The sequence below is a fragment of the Achromobacter sp. MFA1 R4 genome, assembly GCF_900156745.1.
In the GTDB taxonomy this organism is placed as follows: domain Bacteria; phylum Pseudomonadota; class Gammaproteobacteria; order Burkholderiales; family Burkholderiaceae_B; genus Achromobacter.
This window is the reverse complement of the sequence record NZ_LT707065.1, coordinates 5,452,494-5,472,928: the sequence shown is the minus strand read 5'-3', so window position 1 is coordinate 5,472,928 and position 20,435 is coordinate 5,452,494. Positions and strand designations below refer to the sequence as shown.

The 20,435-nt window shown below is 67.5% G+C and carries 20 protein-coding genes; 14 read left to right on the top strand and 6 right to left on the bottom strand.

Annotated elements, in window-relative coordinates; translation table 11 throughout:
- Positions 1–80: 80 nt before the first annotated feature.
- Positions 81–1,112 (top strand): tRNA (adenosine(37)-N6)-threonylcarbamoyltransferase complex transferase subunit TsaD, encoded by a 1,032-nt coding sequence (gene tsaD / locus BXA00_RS25020; protein ID WP_076521071.1) that lies wholly within the window; start codon positions 81–83, stop codon positions 1,110–1,112.
- 51 nt (positions 1,113–1,163) lie between these two features.
- On the opposite strand, the gene plsY is transcribed toward tsaD, so the two are convergent.
- Positions 1,164–1,802: a glycerol-3-phosphate 1-O-acyltransferase PlsY gene (plsY, locus tag BXA00_RS25015; protein ID WP_076521070.1), complete on the bottom strand. Its 639-nt coding sequence runs from the start codon at positions 1,800–1,802 to the stop codon at positions 1,164–1,166.
- Positions 1,803–1,981: 179 nt separating this feature from the next.
- On the opposite strand from plsY, the gene surE reads away from it, so the two are divergent.
- From surE to rlmD, 7 genes are all read left to right on the top strand, one after another.
- Positions 1,982–2,740: a 5'/3'-nucleotidase SurE gene (gene surE, locus BXA00_RS25010; RefSeq protein WP_076521069.1), complete on the top strand. Its 759-nt coding sequence runs from the start codon at positions 1,982–1,984 to the stop codon at positions 2,738–2,740.
- A complete protein-coding gene (locus tag BXA00_RS25005) occupies positions 2,725–3,549 on the top strand; it encodes a protein-L-isoaspartate(D-aspartate) O-methyltransferase (RefSeq protein ID WP_076521068.1) in 825 nt (274 codons plus the stop codon). The genes surE and BXA00_RS25005 overlap by 16 nt, the downstream gene beginning before the upstream one ends.
- A gap of 16 nt (positions 3,550–3,565) precedes the next feature.
- Positions 3,566–4,417: a peptidoglycan DD-metalloendopeptidase family protein gene (locus BXA00_RS25000; protein WP_076521067.1), complete on the top strand. Its 852-nt coding sequence runs from the start codon at positions 3,566–3,568 to the stop codon at positions 4,415–4,417.
- Positions 4,414–5,193 carry a 3'-5' exonuclease gene (locus BXA00_RS24995; RefSeq protein ID WP_076521066.1) on the top strand — a complete coding sequence of 260 codons (780 nt, stop codon included), beginning with the start codon at positions 4,414–4,416 and terminating at the stop codon, positions 5,191–5,193. Before BXA00_RS25000 ends, BXA00_RS24995 begins: the two co-directional genes overlap by 4 nt.
- A gap of 189 nt (positions 5,194–5,382) precedes the next feature.
- Complete coding sequence (locus BXA00_RS24990) at positions 5,383–6,009, top strand: hypothetical protein (protein WP_076521065.1); 627 nt, start codon at positions 5,383–5,385, stop codon at positions 6,007–6,009.
- Between the two features lie 356 nt (positions 6,010–6,365).
- Complete coding sequence (locus BXA00_RS24985) at positions 6,366–7,118, top strand: TorF family putative porin (protein ID WP_076521064.1); 753 nt, start codon at positions 6,366–6,368, stop codon at positions 7,116–7,118.
- A gap of 175 nt (positions 7,119–7,293) precedes the next feature.
- Complete coding sequence (gene rlmD / locus BXA00_RS24980; RefSeq protein WP_092575572.1) at positions 7,294–8,787, top strand: 23S rRNA (uracil(1939)-C(5))-methyltransferase RlmD; 1,494 nt, start codon at positions 7,294–7,296, stop codon at positions 8,785–8,787.
- Positions 8,788–8,896: 109 nt separating this feature from the next.
- Here the strand turns inward: rlmD and cueR are convergent, their stop codons facing one another.
- Entirely contained in the window at positions 8,897–9,289 is a 393-nt protein-coding gene (gene cueR / locus BXA00_RS24975; protein WP_076521062.1) for a Cu(I)-responsive transcriptional regulator, read from the bottom strand.
- A complete protein-coding gene (locus BXA00_RS24970) occupies positions 9,286–11,568 on the bottom strand; it encodes a heavy metal translocating P-type ATPase (protein WP_076521061.1) in 2,283 nt (760 codons plus the stop codon). The genes cueR and BXA00_RS24970 overlap by 4 nt, the downstream gene beginning before the upstream one ends.
- Before the next feature lie 153 nt (positions 11,569–11,721).
- On the opposite strand from BXA00_RS24970, the gene BXA00_RS24965 reads away from it, so the two are divergent.
- The 3 genes from BXA00_RS24965 (at position 11,722) to BXA00_RS24955 (ending at position 14,396) form a co-directional block, all read left to right on the top strand.
- On the top strand, positions 11,722–11,922 hold the full coding sequence (locus BXA00_RS24965; protein ID WP_076521060.1) for a heavy-metal-associated domain-containing protein: 201 nt from the start codon (positions 11,722–11,724) through the stop codon (positions 11,920–11,922).
- Between the two features lie 181 nt (positions 11,923–12,103).
- Positions 12,104–12,832: a glutathione peroxidase gene (locus BXA00_RS24960; protein ID WP_076521059.1), complete on the top strand. Its 729-nt coding sequence runs from the start codon at positions 12,104–12,106 to the stop codon at positions 12,830–12,832.
- A gap of 133 nt (positions 12,833–12,965) precedes the next feature.
- Positions 12,966–14,396, top strand: coding sequence for a dihydrolipoyl dehydrogenase (locus BXA00_RS24955; RefSeq protein ID WP_076521058.1), 1,431 nt, complete (start codon positions 12,966–12,968; stop codon positions 14,394–14,396).
- An 88-nt stretch (positions 14,397–14,484) separates the two neighbouring features.
- On the opposite strand, the gene BXA00_RS24950 is transcribed toward BXA00_RS24955, so the two are convergent.
- Both BXA00_RS24950 and ugpQ read right to left on the bottom strand, forming a co-directional pair.
- On the bottom strand, positions 14,485–15,375 hold the full coding sequence (locus BXA00_RS24950; RefSeq protein ID WP_076521057.1) for a 23S rRNA (adenine(2030)-N(6))-methyltransferase RlmJ: 891 nt from the start codon (positions 15,373–15,375) through the stop codon (positions 14,485–14,487).
- A 12-nt stretch (positions 15,376–15,387) separates the two neighbouring features.
- A complete protein-coding gene (gene ugpQ, locus BXA00_RS24945; RefSeq protein ID WP_076521056.1) occupies positions 15,388–16,137 on the bottom strand; it encodes a glycerophosphodiester phosphodiesterase in 750 nt (249 codons plus the stop codon).
- 316 nt (positions 16,138–16,453) lie between these two features.
- Between ugpQ and BXA00_RS24940 the strand changes: the two genes are divergently transcribed.
- A complete protein-coding gene (locus tag BXA00_RS24940; RefSeq protein WP_076521055.1) occupies positions 16,454–18,418 on the top strand; it encodes a SurA N-terminal domain-containing protein in 1,965 nt (654 codons plus the stop codon).
- Positions 18,419–18,434: 16 nt separating this feature from the next.
- Here the strand turns inward: BXA00_RS24940 and BXA00_RS24935 are convergent, their stop codons facing one another.
- Positions 18,435–19,082 carry an arylesterase gene (locus BXA00_RS24935; RefSeq protein WP_076521054.1) on the bottom strand — a complete coding sequence of 216 codons (648 nt, stop codon included), beginning with the start codon at positions 19,080–19,082 and terminating at the stop codon, positions 18,435–18,437.
- On the opposite strand from BXA00_RS24935, the gene BXA00_RS24930 reads away from it, so the two are divergent.
- A complete protein-coding gene (locus BXA00_RS24930) occupies positions 19,081–19,758 on the top strand; it encodes an ABC transporter ATP-binding protein (RefSeq protein ID WP_076521053.1) in 678 nt (225 codons plus the stop codon). The two genes, BXA00_RS24935 and BXA00_RS24930, sit on opposite strands and share 2 nt — an antisense overlap.
- A 351-nt stretch (positions 19,759–20,109) precedes the next feature.
- On the top strand, positions 20,110–20,415 hold the full coding sequence (locus BXA00_RS28980; protein ID WP_156902864.1) for a hypothetical protein: 306 nt from the start codon (positions 20,110–20,112) through the stop codon (positions 20,413–20,415).
- Positions 20,416–20,435: the final 20 nt, after the last annotated feature.

Sequence of the window (20,435 nt, the reverse complement as noted above, 5' to 3'; positions counted from 1 at the left end):
AGATTGTGTCGGGCGTGGCCGGACACCGCGCCCCGTTCATGAACAGGCGTATTTTCGCATCAGTTGTAAACTCTGCCGCCATGATTATTCTCGGCTTTGAAAGCTCCTGCGACGAAACCGGCGTCGCAGCCGTCTGCACGGAACGCGGCCTGCTCGCGCACGCGTTGCACACCCAGATCGCCATGCACCAGGAATACGGGGGCGTGGTGCCGGAACTCGCCTCGCGCGACCACATCCGCCGCGTCGTGCCGCTGACTCGCCAGGTGCTGCAAGAGGCGGGCATCCAGATGTCCGACATCGGCGCGGTGGCCTACACGGCGGGGCCTGGCCTGGCCGGCGCGCTGCTCGTGGGCGCGAGCGTGGCGCAGTCGTTTGCCTGGTCGCGCGGCCTGCCGGCCATCGGCATCCATCACCTTGAAGGCCATCTGCTGTCGCCGATGCTGGCCGATCCGCGCCCTGAGTTTCCCTTCATCGCCTTGCTGGTGTCCGGCGGACACACGCAACTCATGCGCGTGGACGGCGTGGGCCGCTACGAACTGCTGGGCGAGACCCTGGACGACGCCGCGGGCGAAGCCTTCGACAAGTCCGCCAAGCTGATGGGCCTGGGCTATCCGGGCGGGCCGGCGCTGTCCCGGCTGGCCGCCAGCGGCGATGCCTCGCGCTTCGATCTGCCGCGCCCCATGTTGCACAGTGGAGACCTGGATTTCAGCTTCAGCGGCCTGAAGACGGCCGTGCTGACGCGCGTCAAGGCGGCCGAACGCGATGGCGGCCTGGACGAGCAGACCCGCGCCGATCTGGCCGCCGCCACGCAGGCGGCTATCGTGGAAGTGCTGGCGGCCAAGGCCATCCGCGCGTTGAAGCAGACCGGCTTGCGCCGGCTCGTCGTCGCGGGCGGGGTGGGGGCCAACCAGCTCCTGCGCGCCAAGCTCGACGCCGCGCTCAAGCCCCTGAAGGCGCGTGCGTACTTTCCGCCGTTGGAACTCTGCACGGACAACGGCGCGATGATCGCGTTTGCGGCCGCCGAGCGGGTCAAGGCCGGCTTGGCGACGCTGGACGCCAGCGCGCACAGCTTCACCGTGAAGCCGCGCTGGGACCTGGCCGATATCGCCTGAAACGACGCGGGCGGCCAGGGCCGCCCGCGAAACCCGGCATCAGGCCCGGATTTACTTCTTTTTGCTGCCGAGGCGGCTTTCGGTGCCCTGGATCAGGCGGGCGATGTTGGCGCGGTGGCGATAAAAGAGCAGCACGCCGATGATCGCCAGCGCCACGCCCAGCGCGGGCTGCGCCTGCCAGGCCAGGCCCGATCCAAAGACGTAGTACACCGGCGCAAAGAACGCGGCCACCAGCGCAGCCAGCGACGAGTAGCGGAAGAAAATGGCGACGATCAGCCACGTGGCGGCCGTGGCGACGGCAAGCCATGGCTGGATCGCCACCAGCACCCCCAGCGCGGTGGCCACGCCCTTGCCGCCCTTGAAGCCCAGGAACACGGGGTAGAGGTGGCCGATGAAGACGGCCAGCGCCACGCAGGCCAGTGCGACGGGGCCGATGCCCGGCGCCAGCCGTTCGGCCAGCCAGATCGCGAACCATCCCTTGGCTGCGTCGCCCAGCAGCGTCAGCGCGGCGGCGGTCTTGTTGCCGGTGCGCAGGACATTGGTGGCGCCGGGGTTCTTGGAACCGTAGCTGCGGGGGTCCTGCAGGCCCATGACCTTGCTGACCACCACGGCAAACGGCACGGAGCCGATCAGGTAGGCCAGCACGACGAGCGCGACGGAAAACGCCAGGGAGGGTTCGGTTATCGCCATGGAAAGGGAGTCCGTTGTTGTAGTAATGGCTGCGGATTCTACCGCGCCCGGGCAGGCGCGGGGTTCGGGTTATCGAGCGGGCGCCGCGAATCCGGGACGCGTCGCCGGGCAGCCGCGACGGGTCGGCGGACGGTACAATCCGCAACGTCACCCGCGTTTTATTTTCTTTCGGATGCACAATGCGAATTCTGGTTTCGAACGACGATGGTTACTCGGCCCCCGGGCTTGAGGCGCTGGTAGCGGCGCTGGAAGGCCTGGGCGACCTGACCGTCGTCGCGCCCGAAACCAACCACAGCGGCGCCTCCAACTCGCTCACGCTGAACCGGCCGCTGTCGGTGCGGACCGCCTCCAACGGCTTCATCGCGGTCAACGGCACGCCGTCGGATTGCGTGCACGTCGCGCTCACCGGCCTGATGGACGCGCGCCCCGACCTGGTCGTGTCGGGCATCAACAATGGCGCCAACATGGGCGACGACACCCTGTATTCGGGCACCGTCGCCGCCGCCAGCGAAGGCTATCTGTTCGGCATTCCCGCGATTGCCTTCTCGCTGGCCGAAAAGGGCTGGGAACACATCGACTCCGCCGCGCGCGCGGCGCGCAAGGTGGTCGAGCGCCATCTGGCCCAGCCGCTCGCGGCGCCGGTGCTGCTCAACGTCAACATCCCCAACCGCCGTTTCGAAGACATGCACGGGTTTGCGGTCACGCGCCTGGGCAAGCGGCATCCGTCGCAGCCGGTCGTGCGCACCACCACGCCCTATGGCGACACGGTCTATTGGATCGGACCGGTGGGCCTGGCCGCGGACGCCACGCCCGGCACGGACTTCCATGCGGTCGAGCAGGGCATCGTGTCGGTCACGCCGCTGCGCCTGGACCTGACCCAGCACAGCCAGCTTGACGAGATCCGCACCTGGGCGGAGCCGCTATGCGCAAACGGATAAGCCAGCCGGACCTCACGCCGGGCGCCGCCGGCCGCGCCAGCCCGGCGCGTCACGACTCCGGACGCCTCGGACCGGGCTATACGCCGGCCAACAGCAACACCCGCATTTCCGCCGCCACCTTGCAGCGGCAATCGCAGGCGCCGCTGCCGCAGGCGGGCAGCAACCTGGGCCTGAACTCCGAACGCCTGCGCCAGGCCATGGTGCAGCGCTTGAGGACGCAGGGCATTACCGACGAACGCGTCTTGAACGCCATGGCCGCGGTGCCGCGGCACCTGTTCGTGGACGAGGCCCTGGCCAGCCGCGCCTATGAAGATGCCGCGCTGCCCATCGGCCATTCTCAGACCATTTCACAGCCGTGGGTCGTGGCGCGTATGATCGCGGCTGCCTGCGAAGACCGCGCACCCACGCGGGTGCTCGAGGTCGGCGCGGGCTGCGGGTACCAGGCCGCAGTGCTCGCCCAGTTCGTGCGCGATGTCCACACCATCGAACGCATACGCGGACTGTACGAGCTTGCGCGCGAGCATTTGCGCGCCTTGCGGCTGACCACCCGGATCCGGCTGATCTATGGCGACGGCACCTTGGGGCTGCCCGGCGTGGCGCCGTTCGATGCTATTGTTGTGGCTGCCGCTGGTCTGGCCATCCCGCAAGCGCTGCTTACGCAGCTTGCGCCGGGCGGTCGCCTGATCGCTCCGGAAGGGGGCTCCAACCAGCGCCTGGTTCTTATCGAACGCACAGGCGCGGCCAGCTGGAAACGTACTGAACTAGAGGCCGTGCGCTTTGTGCCGCTACGGTCCGGAATACAATCTTGAGCGACAGGAGAAACGTATGCTCAACGGGCAGTTGCAACTGACCGATATGAATAGGGGCGCTTCTTTGACGCGCCTGCGCCGCCCGCTCTTCGCAGTGGGGGTCCTCAGCCTCGCCATCCTGGCCGGCTGCGCATCCAAAGGTACCCGTGCCCCGGTGGTCGACATGACCGGCGGGCAACCCGCGCCGACGGCCACGTCAGGCAGCTATGTGGTCAAGCCGGGCGACACGCTCTACAAGATCGCCCGCGCCAACAACGTCGACATCGAAAACATCAAGCGCTGGAACAACATCAGCGACCCCAACCAGATCTCGGTGGGACAGGTGCTGCGCATGTCGGCAGGCGCAGGCGGCGGCGCGCAAACCGCGCCGGTCTCGGGCGCCAAGCCGCAGCCCCGTCCGCTGGACCAGCCCGAAACCCCCGCGGCAAATACGCCCGAGCCCGAGGCCACGCCCACGCCGGCTCCCGTGGACACCAAGCCGGCCACGCGCGCGGCTGACGCGGGCGTCATCAACTGGGCCTGGCCGGCCAGCGGCCAGATCGTGCAGGGATTCAACACCAGCAGCAAGGGCATCGACATTGCCGGCGCGCTGGGCGACCCGATCACCGCCGCGGCCGACGGCCTGGTCAAGTACAGCGGCAACGGCGTGCGCGGGCTGGGCAACCTCATCATCGTCGAGCACCAGAACGGCTTCATCACCGCCTATGCGCACAATCGCGCGCTGCTCGTGAAGACGGGCCAGACGGTCAAGCGCGGCGCCAAGATCGCCGAACTCGGCCAGAGCGACACCACGTCGCCGCGCCTGCACTTCGAGATCCGTCGCCAGGGCACGCCCGTCGACCCGATGCAGTACCTGCCGCCCAAATGACGCCCACCCTGGTATTCGACCTCGAAACCATCCCCGATGCCGATGGGCTGCGCAAGCTCAATGGCTGGGGCGCCGACGTGCCCGACCAGGAAGTCGTCGAACGCGCGCTCACCGCGCGGCGTGAGGCCGTGGGTCACGACTTCCTGCCCCTGCACCTGCACAAGGTCGCGGTGGTGGGGTGCGTGTTCCGCGACGACCAGGGCTTTCGCGTCAAGACGCTGGGCCAGCCGGACGATCCCGAAGCGGCCTTGCTCGCGGGTTTCTTCAAGACCATCGAACGCTACACCCCGCGGCTCGTGAGCTGGAATGGCTCGGGCTTCGACCTGCCGGTGCTGCATTACCGCAGCCTGATACAGGGCGTGCCCGCGCCGCGGTATTGGGACATGGGCGAAGAAGACCGCGACTTCAAGTTCAACAACTACATCTCGCGCTACCACACGCGCCACGTCGACCTCATGGACGTGCTGGCCAAGTACAACGGCCGCGCCAATGCGCCGCTCGATGAACTGGCCAAGCTCTGCGGCTTTCCGGGCAAGCTGGGCATGGACGGCAGCAAGGTCTGGGAGGCCTGGAGCAGCGGCCGCGCCGACGAGGTGCGGGCGTATTGCGAGACCGACGTGGTCAATACGTGGCTGGTGTATTGCCGCTTTCGCTTTCTGCGGGGCGAACTCGACCGCGCGGCCTACGAGGCCGAGATCGCGCTGGTGCGCGATACCCTCGGCGCCAGCGACGCGCCGCACTGGAAGGAATACATGGCGGCCTGGGACGCGGGCTAGCCGCGACGCCTGCCGCATCGGATGCGCTTGCGTCGCGACGCAAGCCGCAAGACGGACGGGGCCTGCAGGGCCCCGTTCTTGCGTCGGCAGGTAAGCAATCGACTGAAACAAGACGGGCGCGCGCGAAACCTGGATGAAACCAGCGGGATCGCACAATGGCCTCGCTTTCTTCACTTTCAGGAGACACACATGTCCCGATTCGCTATCCGCTCCAATCTGGTTGCCCTTGCAATCGTCGCCGCGTCCAGCGGCTTCGCGGCCGGCACCGCGATGGCTGCGCCGCCGCCTCCCGCCGATGGCGGTCCGGCCGCCATGCACGAAGGTCACCGCGGCGGCGGTTTCCACAAGGGCATGCGCGACGGCCTCTTCATCCCCGGCCTGGGCCCCGTGTCCAAGGCCCAGGTCGCCGAACTGAAGCTCGACGCCAAGCAGGAAGCCCTGTTCAAGACCGCCCAGGAAAGCCAGCGCAGCCTGCATGAAGCGATGCGCGCCGCCGGCGGCAAGCGCCACGATCTGCTGAAGGCCCAACTGGACAGCGGCAAGCTGGATCCCCGCGCCCTGATCGAACAATCCGAAAAGCGCCGCGACCAGTTCGGCGATCAGGCCAAGCAGGTCCGTGACCAATGGCTGGCCGTCTGGGACAGCCTGAACGAGACCCAGCGGGGCCAGGTCACCAAGATCGTCAAGGAACGCGAAGCCCGCATGGCCGAGCGTCACGCCAAGATGGAAGGTCGTCATGGCAAGGGCCGCGCCGGCATGCCGCCGCCTCCGCCCGCCGGCGACGTGCCCCCGCCGCCGCCGCCCCAGGCCAGCTAAGCCTGCCATCCCCGGCTTGACCCCACGGCCCGGCCCCTGTCGCAAGGCGGGGGCAAGCCCCGCCGGCTGCTTCAAACCCCGGACGCCCCGCGCGTGCCGGGGTTTTTGTTCGTGAGGGTGGACGCGTCGCTCCCCGTTATGACGCATGCGCTGCCAACGCGCCCCAAAGCGGGGCACCAAACTGGTGCGTCAGGCTCGCCGCCGCGCGCCGGCCATGCGTTTGTGTGCATGGCCAGACCTGGCATGGACATTGCTTCATGGAATTTGAGCCGGCAATACCCTTGCAGCAGGGCCGGTCAGCCGGATGCGCCATGCGCTGTCCGCTTTCTCGTAAATCCGATCAGGACTTCCGCACCATGAAGAAGACGTTGCTAGCCTTGCCCTTCGCGCTTGCCGTTTGCTTTGCAGGTCTGGCGCAGGCCGAACCCACCGATCTCGGAGGCGGCTTTTCACTCAGCGGTAACGCAACCATAGTCAGCGACTACCGGTTCCGGGGCTACTCCCAGACCGATTTTCGCCCCGCCGTGCAGTTGGGCTTTGACCTGAACCACAGTTCGGGCTTCTACCTGGGCAACTGGAACTCCAACGTCTCCAGCTTCGTCTTCACCGACGGCAACCTGGAAATGGACTTCTACGGCGGCTGGAAGGGCGACGTCGGCGGCGGCTTCACGCTGGATGCGGGCGTGCTGCATTACTACTATCCCGGCTCCAGTTCGCCCAAAGGCGGCAACTACAACAACACCGACCTGTACCTGGGCGCGTCCTACGGCAACTACAGCCTCAAGTACTCGTACACGCCCAGCGACTTCTTCAGTACGCCGGACAGCAAGGGCACGTGGTATCTGGACGGCACGGCCACCTTCGACCTGGGCGACGGCTGGGGCCTGGTGGGTCACCTGGGCTACCAGAAGCTCAAGAACCAGACCAACATGGACGGGGATTCCATCGGCCACTATGTCGACTACAAGGTCGGCGTGACCAAGGACCTGAAGGGCTGGATCCTGGGGCTGGCGGCGGTCGGCGCCACCAAGGACAACTGGCTGCCCACCAAATACGGCCATCCGTCGGGCCGCATCGGCGCCGTCTTCTCGGTGGCGCGTTCATTCTGAAATCCGTGGCGGCGCCCTGAACAGCGCCGGCTTTTGGGGTTTGCGGGATTTCGCCCGGCCAGGGCGGCGTCCGGCAAGCCCCTTTTTTTACGTTCCGGCCCCATCGGATCCATTTCCGGGAATGCGCGAAGTCCTTTTACAATCACGGGTTGCGTGCAATTCTGGACTGCGTGAGATGTCTGACGTTTTGAGTATCGAATCCCTGGACCTGGAAGCCAGGGGGATCGCCCGCCGCGACGGGAAAGTCATTTTCGTGGAAGGCGCCTTGCCCGGCGAGCGGGTCACCGCGGTGACGCTGCGCCGTAAGCCTTCCTATGAAACCGCGCGCGTGGACGAGGTGCTGCGTCCCTCGTCGCAACGCGTCCGGCCGCGCTGTCCGCATTTCGGCGTCTGTGGGGGCTGTGCCATGCAGCACCTTGAGCCCACCACGCAGGTGGCCATCAAGCAGCGCGCGCTGGAAGACACGTTCTGGCATGTGGGCAAGCTGCGCCCGGCGCTGATCCTGGCGCCGCTGCAGGGCCCGACCTGGGGCTACCGCTACCGGGCGCGCCTGTCCGTGCGCGTGGTGCCCAAGAAGGGCGGCGTGCTGGTCGGGTTCCATGAACGCAAGAGCAGCTACGTGGCCGACATGCGCGAATGCCATGTGCTGCCGCGCCACGTCAGCGACCTGCTGATCCCGCTGCGCGAGATGATCTCGTCGATGTCCGCGCCGGACCGCATGCCACAGATCGAAGTGGCGCTCGGCGAAGGCGTGACCGCGCTCGTGCTGCGCCATCTGCTGCCCCTGACCGATGGCGACATCGCCATCCTGCGCGCCTTCGCGGCCCGGCACGACGTGCAATGGTGGCTGCAGCCCAAGGGCCCGGACACGGTGCACGCCCTGGAGCGCGAGCACAACGACGCGCTGTCCTACACCATGCCGGAATTCGGCCTGCGGATGCCGTACCGGCCCACCGATTTCACGCAGGTGAACCACGCCATCAACCGCGCAATGGTGTCGCGCGCGCTCAAGTTGCTGGACGTGCAACCCACCGACCGCGTGGCCGATCTGTTCTGCGGCCTGGGCAATTTCACCTTGCCCCTGGCGACCCAGGCCCGCGAAGCCGTGGGCGTCGAAGGCAGCAAGGCGCTGACCGACCGCGCCTTTGACGCGGCCTCGCGCCATGGCCTGGGCGACCGCACCCGCTTTGCCACCCTGAACCTCTTCGAGGTCGACGTGACCTGGCTGCGCAGCCTGGGCTACTTCGACCGGATGCTCATCGATCCGCCGCGCGAAGGCGCCCATGCGGTGTCGCAGGCCTTGTCGGAACTGTCTTACGAAGAGCGTCCCCGCCGCATCGTCTACGTGTCCTGTAATCCGGCCACCCTGGCGCGCGACGCGGCCATTCTCGTCCACGAAGGCGGCTATGTGCTCAAGGCCGCGGGCGTGATCAACATGTTCCCGCACACGGGGCATGTGGAATCGATCGCCGTGTTCGAATCGCTCGATGCGCAAGGCGTGATCGACGCGAAGGAACGGGCCCGCCAGCGTGCGGTGCAGGCAGCCGCCGACGCCTTGGCGGCGGAAGAGGCCCGCCTGGCCGCCGCTGCAGAAAAGGCCGCCGCCAAACAGGCCGCCACCGAAGCCTACGAGGCGCGGGTCGCCGCCGAAGCGCAGAGCGGACAGTAAACCCGCCCGCCCCGTCGGGATCGGTGCGCGGGGCAAAGCCGGAAAGGGCGGCGGGCGCCGCTTTTCGGCCCGCGCACCGGTCCGCGCCGCGCTGGGCCGGGCGCCATTCTCAAGGGGCGCAGCCCAGGTTCTCCAGGATGGGGCAATCGGGCCGGTCGTCGCCATGGCAGTGCTGCGCCAGGTGCTTGAGCGTGGCGGCCATGTCGCGCAGCGCCTCGGCCTTGCGCTCCAGTTCCTGGACATGTTCCAGCGCGATGCGCTTGACGTCCGCGCTGGCGCGGCTGCGATCCTTCCAGAGCGCCAGCAGCTCGTTCATCTGCTCCACGGAGAACCCCAGGTCGCGCGCGCGGCGCACGAAGCGCAGCGTATGCAGGTCCTGGTCGCTGTAGACGCGGTAACCCGAGTCGGTGCGCACGGCAGGCCCGATCAGTCCGATGCTTTCGTAATAGCGGATCATCTTGGCCGAAATGCCAGACTGCCTGGCGGCTTGTCCGATGTTCATGCCGGGCTCCCATGGGGGCGGAATGTCTTCAGGCGCAGCGCGTTGCCCAGCACGAATACGCTGGACAGGGCCATGGCGCCTGCCGCAAAGATGGGCGAGAGCGACAGGCCGAACGCCGGATACAGCGCGCCCGCGGCCAGCGGAATCAGCGCCGCGTTGTAGGCGAACGCCCAGAACAGGTTCTGCCGGATGTTGGCCAGCGTGGCCCGGCTGAGCGCGATGGCGTTGGGCACCCCGTGCAGGTCGTCGGACATCAGCACGACGGATGCCGCCTCGATCGCCACGTCCGTGCCGGTGCCGATGGCGATCCCCGTGTCGGCCGCTGCCAGCGCGGGCGCGTCATTGATGCCGTCGCCCACGAAAGCCACCTTGCGGCCGCCTTCGCGCAGCGTGGCGATGGCCTGCACCTTGCCGTCGGGCAACACCTCTGCGCGCACTTCGTCAATACCCAGCTGGCGCGCGACGGCCTGCGCGGTGTGCCGGTTGTCGCCCGTGATCATGGCCGTCTTGAGGCCTTGCGCATGGAGCGCGGCGATCGCGGACACGGCAGACGGCTTGACCGGGTCCGTCACGGCCATCATGGCGGCCGCGCGGCCGTCGATGGCCACATAGATCGGCGTCTTGCCATCGGCGCCCCAGTCGGCGGCACGCGCGCCGAACGCGCCGACGTCGACGCCGCGCTCGGCCATCAGGCGGGCGGCGCCGGCCAGCACTTGGCGGCCGTCAACCGTGGCTTGGACCCCGGCGCCGGTGATGGCGGCAAAGCCATCGGCCGCCAGCAATTCGATCTTGCGTTCGGCCGCCGCGGCCACGATGGCCAGCGCAATGGGATGCTCGGAGCGCGCCTGCACCGAGGCGACCCACTGCAGCACCTGCCGCGCGTCATGGCCGGGCGCGGGTTCCAGTTCGGTCATGGCCGGCTTGCCCAGCGTCAGCGTGCCGGTCTTGTCGAAGGCCACCACGTCCACGTCGCGCAGCGTCTGCAGCGCGTCGCCCTGGCGGAACAGCACGCCCATCTCGGCGGCGCGCCCGGTGCCCACCATGATGGACGTGGGCGTCGCCAGCCCCATGGCGCACGGGCAGGCAATGATCAGCACCGCCACCGCATGGACCAGCGCGTGAGACAGCGCGGGTTGGGGCCCCAGGAAGAACCATACCAGGAAGGTGAGCAGGGCGGCCGCCATCACGGCCGGCACGAACCAGGCGGTCACCTGGTCCACCATCGCCTGGATCGGCAGGCGGGCGCCCTGGGCCGCTTCCACCATGCGGATGATCCGGGCCAGCATGGTGTCCGCCCCGGTGTGCGTGACGCGCAGCGTGAAGCTGCCCGAGGTGTTCAGCGTGCCGCCGGTGGCCTGCATCCCCGGCTGTTTTTCGACCGGCACGGGCTCGCCCGTCAGCATGGATTCGTCGACGTAGGAGCTGCCTTCGATGATGTCGCCGTCCAGGGGGATTTTTTCGCCGGGGCGCACCATGACGATGTCGCCAGTGCGCACGCGTTCGATCTCGACGTCCTGCGCCTGGCCGTCGCGCACCACGCGCGCCGTGCGCGGTTGCAGTCCGATCAGCCGCTTGATGGCCGCGCCCGTCTTGCCCTTGGCCCGCGCTTCCAGCATGCGGCCCAGCAGGATCAGCGTCACGATGACCGCGGCGGCCTCGAAATAGACGTTGCGCGCGGCGTCCGGCAGCCAGCCCGGCGCGAACGTCGCCACCACCGAATACCCCCACGCCGCGCCGGCGCCCAGCGCCACCAGCGAATTCATTTCCGGCGCGCGGCGCCACAGCGCCTCAAAGCCTTTGGTGAAGAACTGCCGGCCCGGCCATGCCAGCACGGCGGTGGTCAGCGCGAATTGCAGCAGCCAGCTGTTCTGCCTGCCGATGGTGTCCAGCACCCAGTGGTGCATGGCCGGGATCAGGTGCGATCCCATTTCCAGCGCGAACACCGGTAGCGTCAGCAGCAGCGCGGCGATGAAGGCGTGCTGCAGCCGCTGCGCCTCGGCGTCGCGCGCCTGCGACTGCCGCTCGGCATGGTCGTCCTGGGCCGCGATGGGATGCGCTTCGTAGCCCATCTTGCCGACGGCGGCGACCAGCGCCTGCGGCTGGGCGGCGGCCGGGTCGAAGGAAACCAGGGCGCGTTCGGTCGCGAGGTTGACTTGCGCCCGCGCGACGCCCGGGACATTGGTCAAGGCCTTTTCCACGCGCTTGACGCAGGATGCGCAGGTCATCCCTTCGATGGCGAGTTCCAGTTCGGAAAAAGAGGAGGGAGGGGCAACGCTCATGGCAGTCTCTGTCTGGATGGGAACACCCAGTTTCATCCTTCCCATCGTGGGAAGGTCAAGCATCATTCTAGACTTGACCTTCCCACGATAGGAAGGTCTAAGCTGCCGGTGCGGTGGCTGAGCCAGTCCACCCTCAATCCTCTGGAGAAAAATATGAGCATCGCGTTCCAAGTCCCCGACATGACCTGCGGCCACTGCGTCAAGACCATCACCGGGGCCGTCAACCAGGCCGTTCCGGGCGCCGTCGTGGCCGTCGACCTGCCCACGCACCGGGTGACGGTGACGGGCACGGACCAGGCCGACAAGGTCGAAGCCGCCATCCGGGAGGCGGGCTACGAGCCGGCGCGGGTCTGACGCAGCATCCCCCTGGGGCGAGGCTGTGATAGTTTCGGTCTTTAAGGCTGTGAATCTACGATTGCCTGAAACTATCAATCAATTGAATTAATTAAATTGGTTTAATTGATAGCTGGGATTTATGATTCTGTTCATGGCGGGTCGTCAATCCGCCACCCCAAGCCACCAAGGAGAAATTCGAATGCTGCAAAACCGCGAAGGCCAACGTGTTCCCAACGTAACGTTCCCCGTCCGCGAGGACAACACGTGGAAGAAGGTCACGACCGACGACCTGTTCAAGAACAAGACGGTCGTGGTCTTCTCGCTTCCCGGCGCCTTCACGCCGACCTGCTCGTCGACCCACCTGCCGCGCTACAACGAACTGGCCCCGGCGTTCTTTGCCGCCGGCGTGGACAGCATCGTGTGCGTCTCGGTCAACGACACCTTCGTCATGAACGAATGGGCCAAGGACCAGGAATCGGCCAACATCACGCTGCTGCCGGACGGCAACGGCGCCTTCACCGAAGGCATGGGCATGCTGGTCGACAAGAGCGACCTGGGCTTTGGCAAGCGTAGCTGGCGCTACTCGATGCTGGTCAAGGACGGCGTGGTCCAGAAGATGTTCATCGAACCCGAAAAGGAAGGCGACCCGTTCGAAGTGTCGGACGCCGACACCATGCTGGCCCATGTCGCGCCGTCGGCCAAGAAGCCCGACCAGGTCGTGGTGTTCTCCAAGCCGGGCTGCCCGTTCTGCGTCGAGGCCAAGGCGCTGCTGGACAGCAAGGGCTACGCCCCGATCGAGATCCCGCTGGAAAACAAGGTCCGCGGCCGCGTGATCGGCGCAGTGTCCGGCAAGGGCACGGCGCCCCAGGTGTTCATCAACGGCGCCCTCATCGGCGGCCTGGAAGACCTGAAGGCGCACTTCGCCTGATCGGCGGACGCATGACCGGGCAGGGGACGCGATCCCCGTCCGGCCAGCCGGGCGCCGCGCGACGTTGGTCGTCGCGCGGCACCGGCGCCACTCGCTATCCTGAACATCACGCTACACCGGGGGATCTCCAACCATGAATACTCTGCACACCGATATTGCGGTCATCGGCGCCGGCACCGCAGGCCTGGCCGCCTACCGCGCGGCCAAAGCGGCGGGCAAGCGCGCGCTGCTCATCGAAGGCGGTCCCTATGGCACCACCTGCGCCCGCGTGGGCTGCATGCCCTCCAAGCTGCTGATCGCGGCCGCCGAGGCCGCGCATGCCGCCGCGCACACGGAGGCATTCGGCGTGCATATCGGCGGCGAAGTCACGGTTGACGGCGCCCTGGTGATGGACCGCGTCAAGCGCGAACGCGACCGCTTTGTGGGATTCGTGGTCGACGGCGTGGAGAGCATCCCGGCGCAGGACAAGCTGCGCGGCTACGCGAAGTTCGTGTCGGACACCGTGCTGCGCGTGGACGACCACACCGAAATCCATGCGTCGCGCGTGGTGATCGCCACGGGCTCGCGCCCGTCCGTTCCGCCGCCGTTGCGCGAGCTGGGCGACCGCCTCGTCGTCAATGATGACGTGTTCGAGTGGGACGATCTGCCGAACCGCGTCGCGGTCTTCGGGCCGGGCGTGATCGGGCTGGAACTGGGCCAGGCCCTGGCGCGCCTGGGCGTGGAAGTGCGCGTCTTCGGCATGAGCGGCAGCCTGGGCGGCATCAGCGACCCGCAGGTGCGCCAGACCGCGCGCAAGATCTTCCAGCGCGAGTTCTACCTGGATACGGACGCCCGCGTGCTGGAAACGACCCGCGTCGGCGACGAAGTGCAGGTGCGCTATGTGGCGCTGGACAACACCGAGCGCACCGAACGCTTCGACTACGCGCTGGTCGCCACGGGCCGCCGTCCGAATGTCGACGGCCTGGGACTCGAAAACACGTCGCTCACGCTGAATGCCCAGGGCGTGCCGGTGTTCGACCGCCTGACCATGCAGGCCGGCGACGCGCCCATTTTCATCGCGGGCGATGCCAATGCCGACGCGCCGCTGCTGCACGAGGCGGCCGACGAAGGCCGGATCGCGGGCGAAAACGCGGCGCGTTTCCCCGAGGTGCGCCAGGGCTTGCGCCGTGCGCCGCTGGGCGTGGTGTTCTCGGATCCGCAGATCGCGCTGGTGGGGGCGGGGCACGCGAAACTCGTGCCCGGCACCTTCGTCACGGGCGCCGTCGACTTCAGTGACCAGGGACGCTCGCGCGTCATGCTGAAGAACCGCGGCATGCTGCATGTGTACGCGGATATCGAGACCGGCCGCTTCCTTGGCGCCGAAATGATCGGTCCGAGCGCCGAACACATCGGCCATCTGCTGGCGTGGGCCGTCCAGCAGGACCTCACGGTGGCGCGCATGCTGGAAATGCCGTTCTACCATCCCGTGATCGAGGAAGGCCTGCGCACCGCGCTGCGCGATGCGGCATCGAAGCTGGCCCAGGCGCAGGACGCGCTGCGCCAGGCCGACGTCGAAACGGTCTGAAGGCGGCGCAATGCGGCAAGGGCCGCGCCTACCAGGCGCGGCCCTTGCCGTTTGCGTGCTTGCCGCGCCCCGGGGGCGCGGCGCCGCGTCAGTCGTCCGAGTGCTTCTTGGCGACCGGGAACGGATTCTCGCGGTATTGCAGCGTGAAGCCCGCCCGCTCGTCCTGCCCCAGTTCGCGGGCCAGGTAAGGCATGGCCTGCTTGAGCGCGTCGTGCAGCGTCCAGGGGGGATTGATGAGGAACATGCCGCTGCCGTGCAGGCCGTAGCCGTCAATGGTGGCCTTCTTGACCGTCAGCGTCGCGTGCAGCCAGCTCTTGACCTTCAGGTTCTCGAAATGGCGCGCCATTTCGCTGGCCTCGCGGCGTTGCACCAGCGGATACCAGATGGCGTAGGTGCCCGTGGCAAAGCGCTTGATGCACTCTTTCACGGTGAGCAGGGTGCGGCGATAGTCGTGCTTGTCCTCGTACGAGGGGTCAATCAGCACCAGGCCGCGGCGCGTAGGCGGCGGCAGCAGCGCCTTGACGCCCTCGAAGCCGTCGTCGCCGTAGATCGTGGTCTGGCGCTGCGCGGCGCGGCCCTGGTGCTCCAGGTTGCCGACCAGCGTGTCGATCTCGGTCGGGTGCATCTCGAACAGCCGCAGGCGGTCGGACGGGCGCAGCGCGTCCAGCGCCAGCCAGGGCGACCCGGGATAGCGCCGCAGCCGGCCGTTGGTGTTGTAGCTGCGGATGCGGGCGACGTAGTCGGCCAGGATGGGCGGCAGGTCCTGCGCTTCCCACAGCCGGCCGATGCCGTCGGCGAATTCCGAGGTCTTGGCCGCCCAGTCGCTGTCCAGGCTGTACAGGCCGGCGCCCGCATGCGTGTCGATGACCCAGTAGGGGGCGTCTTTCTTGTTGAAGTAGTCCAGGGTGTGGACCAGGATGGCGTGCTTGAGCACGTCGGCGTGATTGCCGGCGTGGAAGGCGTGGCGGTAGCTGAACACGGGCGGTCTGCCTCAGGCGGCCGGCCGGATGGCGGCCAGCTCGTCGGTGAAAATGCCGTCGATGCCCCAGTCGAGCAGCAGGCGCGCGCGGTCGGGGTCATTGACGGTCCAGGCCGCGATCCGGTAGCCGGCGGCATGCACGGCGTCGATCAGTTCGCGGGTGGCGTCCTTCTGGTTGATGTTCAGGGCCACGCAATCGTATTTGGCCAGGCGTTCGCGCCAGTCGGCCGGCACCTTTTCCACCAGCAGGGCGCGCGGCAGCTCGGGTGCGGCGTCGCGCGCGGCCGCCAGGGCGTCCTCGGCAAACGAAGACAGCAGGGGCGCGGTGTCCGCGCCTTGCCACAGTTCGCGGGCGGCCAGGGCGACGGCGCGCCCGGTCTCGGCCTCGCGGCCAGGGCAGGGCTTGATCTCGACATTGCTGGCGATGCCGTTGGCTACCGTGTACCGCGCGACGGCGGCAAAGGTGGGCAGCGGTTCGCCGGCGTAGGGGGCCGAATGCCAGCTGCCGAAGTCAAGCTGGGCAAGCTCGGCGTAGGGTTTGGCCGCGGCGGGGCCCTTGCCGTTGGAGGTGCGGTCGACGTCGTCGTCGTGCATCAGGACCAGCACGTTGTCGCGGCTCAGCTTCACGTCGTATTCGAACATCGTGAAGCCATGTTCTGCGCCGACGCGCATCGCGGCCAGCGTGTTCTCCGGCGCCAGACGGCCGCCGCCGCGGTGCGCGATGTAACGGGAATAGGGCCAGGAGGGAAGATTTGCGGTCATTTGGGTGCTGCGGTTGGATTCTTCTGGAACAGCTTGCAAGGATACCTTGTCTTCGCGGGCGTTACCTGCGCCCCGCGCCCGTCCCACACCCGGCGGGGCCCTGGAACCCGGGCGAAATGGGCCGCGCCGGGCCGCGCATCTCAACAAAGCGGCCGTTTGGGGCCGTTTGCCTCCGTAATGAATGAGAAATGCTAAAATCCGCCCGCTGATTCCGGTATAGCCGGTATGGGAATAGGGCGAATCGACTTCGCCTTTTTTTATGCGTTTTTGTGCGGCCCCCGGGCGTCTACCCTCGGAGCGCGGCAACAGGGATTCCATGTTCGAATTTATTCGCAGCCATCGGCGCTGGATGCAGTTCATCCTGCTGATTCTGATTGTGCCGTCCTTCTTCCTGGTCGGGATTCAAGGCTATGACAGCTTCATGCGCCAGGAGCCCGAGTTGGCCACCGTCGCGGGCCAGCCGATTTCCCGCGCCGAGTTCGACCAGGCGCACCGCAACCAGCTCGAGCAGTTCCGCCAGCGCCTGGGCGCGCAGTTCGACCCGGCCGTGATCGACACGCCGGCGCTGCGCGAAAGCCTGCTGAACCAGCTGATCAACCAGCGCCTGTTGGCCAATGTGGCCGCCGACAACCGCTTCTCGGTGTCGGACGAGACGTTGCGCAACACCATCGCCGCCATCCCCGAAGTCCAGGACAACGGCCGCTTCTCGCCCGAGCGCTATCGCCAGGTGCTGGCGGCCCAGGGCATGTCGCCGACCTCGTTCGAAGCCGGCCTGCGCCGTGATCTGGCGATTGCGCGCGTGCTCGAACCCGTGGGCCAGTCGGCCCGCGCGCCCGCCGAAGTCGTGTCTGCCCTGGAGGCGGCGCTGACGCAGACCCGCACGGTCCAGTTGCGCAGCTTCTCGGCGGCGGACTACCGCTCGCAGGTCAGCGTGACGCCGGCCGACATCCAGGCCTGGTACGACGCCAACAAGCAGCAATTGCAGGTGCCCGAGCAGGTGCAGGTCCAGTACATCGTGCTGGACGAAGCCGCCGCCACGCAGGGCGTGCAGGTCAAGGACGAGGACCTGGCTGCCTACTACGAACAGAACAAGAGCCGCTTTGGCCAGCCGGAACGCCGCCGCGCCAGCCACATCTTCATCGAACTGCCGTCCGGCGCTTCGGAAGAGGCCCGCAAGGCCGCGCGCGCCAAGGCGGAAGACATCGCCAGGCAGGCCGCCGCCGATCCCGCCAAGTTCGCTGAACTGGCGGCCAAGAATTCGCAGGACTCGGGCTCGGCCGCCAAGGGCGGCGACCTGGGCTGGATCGCCCCGGGAGCGCAGGCAGGCGCGCTGGACAAGGCCATCTTCGGCCTGGGCCTGAATCAGGTGTCCGGCGTGGTCGAAAGCCCGTTCGGCCTGCACATCCTCAAAGTCACCGAGATCAGTCCCGCCGCCATCAAGCCGCTGGCCGAAGTCAAGGATCAGATCACCGCCGAAGTCCGCAAGCAGATCGCCGCGGAGCGCTTCTCCGAAATGGCCAGCCAGTTGAACAAGCAGGTCTACGACCAGCGCGACAGCCTGCAGCCGGCTGCCGATGCCGTCGGCCTGAAACTGCGCACCGCTTCCGGCGTCACGCGTGAAGGCCTGCTGCCCGCCGACAAGGCAGGCCCCGGTTCGGCTGCCGACAGCCCGGACGCCGCGCTGCTCGACAACCCGCGCGTGCGCCAGGTGCTGTTCTCGCCTGACGTCCTGCGTGAAAAGCAGAACTCCGGCGTGATCGAACTGGCGCCCGACACGATGCTGGCCGTGCGTGTGGCCGCGGTCGAGCCCGCGCACGTGCCGCCGCTGGACAAGGTCAGCGAGGTCATCCGTGGCAAGCTGCTCGATGAGCGCTCGGCCGAAGCCGCCCGCAAGGCCGGCGAAGCGGCCCTGGCGGCCGACAAGGCCAACCCGGCTGCCGCGCCCGAAGGCTTCGGCCCGGCCATCACCGTGTCGCGCCAGGATCCGAAGGACCTGCCGCGCCCGGTGCTGGATGCCGTGATGCGCCTGCCGTCGTCCACGCTGCCGGCCTACGCGGGCGTGCAGTCGGGCGTCGATTACACGCTGGTGCGCCTGGAAAAGGTGGAGGCCGGCAACGCCGACGCCGCCGGCAAGGAGCGCCTGGCGCAGCAATTGTCGGGCGCCTGGGGCCAGGCCGAGACCGAGGCCATGATCCGCATGCTGCGCGAACAGTACAAGGTCAACGTCCTGCCGTCCGCCGCCGAGGTTATCCGCGGCGATCAGGCCCAGGCCGCGGGCTGACCGCCCCGGCGCAGGTTCAGTTCAACATGGGCCGCAGCGCCGGCCACACGTTGTCCAGCAGTTGAGGCTGCGCATCCTCGTTCGGATGGATGCCGTCAGCCTGGAACATCGCCCGGTTCGTTGCAATACCTTCCATCAGGAAGGGCACGAGCCGGGCTTTTTCGTCTTTGGCGACCTTGGAAAACACGGCCGCGAAGCGCTGTGCGTAATCCCGGCCGTAATTGGGCGGGATCTGCATGCCGACGATCAGCACGTCGGCATCGGCCTTGCGGGCCGCCTGGGCCATGGTGCGCAGATTCTGCTCGGTCATGTTCAGGGGCAGGCCGCGCAGGGCGTCGTTGGCGCCCAGCTCCAGCACCACCACGGCCGGCGCATGCTGGCGCAGCAGGGCAGGCAGGCGCGCAACGCCGCCGCTGGTCGTGTCGCCGCTGATGCTGGCGTTGACGACCTGGAACTTCGGGTATTGTTCGGAGATCCTCGCCGACAGCAAGGGCACCCAGCCGGTGCCGCGCTTGATGCCGTATTCGGCGGACAGGCTGTCGCCCACCACCAGCACGGTGCGCGGGGCGGAACCCTGGGCTGCCGCGGCGGTCTGAGCGAGGGCGGGCGCCGCCGAGGCGGTCGCAAAGGCAGTCACAAGAAGCAGACGGGAAAATAGGCGCATGGATAGCAATAACTCGATCGTGGTGAAAGGGCTGGGCAAGCGGGTGGCCGATGCCGGCGGGACGCTCTCTATCCTGGAAGGCATTGATTTTACGGTCGCCGCGGGCAGCGCCGTGGCCATCACGGGCAGCTCCGGCTCGGGCAAGTCCACCTTGCTGGGACTCCTGGCCGGCCTGGATGTTCCCAGCATGGGCAGCGTACACCTGGCGGGGCAGGACCTGTTCGCGCTCGACGAGGACGGCCGTGCGCGCCTGCGGGCCAATCATGTCGGTTTCGTGTTCCAGTCGTTCCAGCTCCTGCCCAACCTGACGGCGCTGGAAAACGTGATGCTGCCGCTGGAGTTGGCCGGCCAGGCGGCGCGCGAGGCCGCGCAGGCCATGCTTGAGCGGGTCGGGCTGGGTGCGCGCCTGCACCACTATCCGCGCACCCTGTCGGGCGGCGAGCAGCAGCGCGTGTCGCTGGCCCGGGCCTTCGTGGTGCAGCCCGATCTGCTGTTTGCGGACGAGCCCACCGGCAGCCTGGACGCCGCCACGGGCGTGACGGTCATCGACCTGATGTTCGACCTGCACCGCGAACACGGCACGACGCTGGTGCTGGTGACCCACGATGCCCAACTGGCCGCGCGCTGCGGGCGGCAACTCGTGCTGGCCGCGGGCCGCATGGTCCAGGGCGCCTGACGCGATTCTCGCGCCGCGCTCGCGGCGCTTTCTGTCTTGCGATGGCCTTGACGCGCGTCAGTGCGGCAGGCCCGCGTCGTCAAAAAATCATTTCTGCAATCTGTGTTTGCAGTTCGACCTGCAATGTTGCGCCTGTGCAGCGTCAATCGAAAAATTATTAAAAAATCGAATTGCTGCGTAAAAACAACCGGAGTAGGCTCTTTTCAACGACGAAGTTGGCATTGAATACCCGCGCAGATGCGGCAGGTCGGACGGATTACTTGGTGCGGCCTTAGCTTTTGCGCAAAAGCGCCGTAATAGGAATGAAGAATGCAGTGCCGTTCTTGTTCTTACCCACGCCAAGGAGTTGCCATGTCTATACGTTCGTCAATCCATGCATCCTTGTTTGTTGCTTTGCTGGCCCCGGCGGTCGCCAGCGCGGACGGCGGAGTCATCCGCTTCGTCGGTGCAGTCGTAGAACCCAGTAGTTGCATGCCCCGCGTGACGCACGCCAATCCTGCCGCGCGTCCCACGGTCGCCTGCGCCCCGGTCCGCGGCCAAGGCACGTTCGATCCGGCGCTACGCGTCAAGACGAGTGTGGTGCAGGTGCCTGCGGAAGGCCCTCAGGCAGGGCGCGCCGCGTCCAAACGGTACGTGGTCACGTTGGAATACATCTGACCGAGGCGGCGCCCCGGCTG

Excerpts from the sequence above, each read along its gene's own strand:
- BXA00_RS24995 (WP_076521066.1), top strand. The coding sequence starts at position 4,414 with ATGACGCCCACCCTGGTATTCGACCTCGAAACCATCCCCGATGCCGAT.
- BXA00_RS24970 (WP_076521061.1), bottom strand. The coding sequence starts at position 11,568 with ATGAGCGTTGCCCCTCCCTCCTCTTTTTCCGAACTGGAACTCGCCATC.
- BXA00_RS24955 (WP_076521058.1), top strand. The coding sequence starts at position 12,966 with ATGAATACTCTGCACACCGATATTGCGGTCATCGGCGCCGGCACCGCA.
- rlmD (WP_092575572.1), top strand. The coding sequence starts at position 7,294 with ATGTCTGACGTTTTGAGTATCGAATCCCTGGACCTGGAAGCCAGGGGG.
- BXA00_RS24985 (WP_076521064.1), top strand. The coding sequence starts at position 6,366 with ATGAAGAAGACGTTGCTAGCCTTGCCCTTCGCGCTTGCCGTTTGCTTT.
- BXA00_RS25005 (WP_076521068.1), top strand. The coding sequence starts at position 2,725 with ATGCGCAAACGGATAAGCCAGCCGGACCTCACGCCGGGCGCCGCCGGC.
- BXA00_RS24935 (WP_076521054.1), bottom strand. The coding sequence starts at position 19,082 with ATGCGCCTATTTTCCCGTCTGCTTCTTGTGACTGCCTTTGCGACCGCC.
- BXA00_RS24940 (WP_076521055.1), top strand. The coding sequence starts at position 16,454 with ATGTTCGAATTTATTCGCAGCCATCGGCGCTGGATGCAGTTCATCCTG.
- tsaD (WP_076521071.1), top strand. The coding sequence starts at position 81 with ATGATTATTCTCGGCTTTGAAAGCTCCTGCGACGAAACCGGCGTCGCA.
- BXA00_RS24960 (WP_076521059.1), top strand. The coding sequence starts at position 12,104 with ATGCTGCAAAACCGCGAAGGCCAACGTGTTCCCAACGTAACGTTCCCC.
- BXA00_RS24990 (WP_076521065.1), top strand. The coding sequence starts at position 5,383 with ATGTCCCGATTCGCTATCCGCTCCAATCTGGTTGCCCTTGCAATCGTC.
- BXA00_RS24965 (WP_076521060.1), top strand. The coding sequence starts at position 11,722 with ATGAGCATCGCGTTCCAAGTCCCCGACATGACCTGCGGCCACTGCGTC.
- BXA00_RS25000 (WP_076521067.1), top strand. The coding sequence starts at position 3,566 with ATGCTCAACGGGCAGTTGCAACTGACCGATATGAATAGGGGCGCTTCT.
- BXA00_RS28980 (WP_156902864.1), top strand. The coding sequence starts at position 20,110 with ATGTCTATACGTTCGTCAATCCATGCATCCTTGTTTGTTGCTTTGCTG.
- ugpQ (WP_076521056.1), bottom strand. The coding sequence starts at position 16,137 with ATGACCGCAAATCTTCCCTCCTGGCCCTATTCCCGTTACATCGCGCAC.
- plsY (WP_076521070.1), bottom strand. The coding sequence starts at position 1,802 with ATGGCGATAACCGAACCCTCCCTGGCGTTTTCCGTCGCGCTCGTCGTG.
- BXA00_RS24930 (WP_076521053.1), top strand. The coding sequence starts at position 19,081 with ATGGATAGCAATAACTCGATCGTGGTGAAAGGGCTGGGCAAGCGGGTG.
- cueR (WP_076521062.1), bottom strand. The coding sequence starts at position 9,289 with ATGAACATCGGACAAGCCGCCAGGCAGTCTGGCATTTCGGCCAAGATG.
- surE (WP_076521069.1), top strand. The coding sequence starts at position 1,982 with ATGCGAATTCTGGTTTCGAACGACGATGGTTACTCGGCCCCCGGGCTT.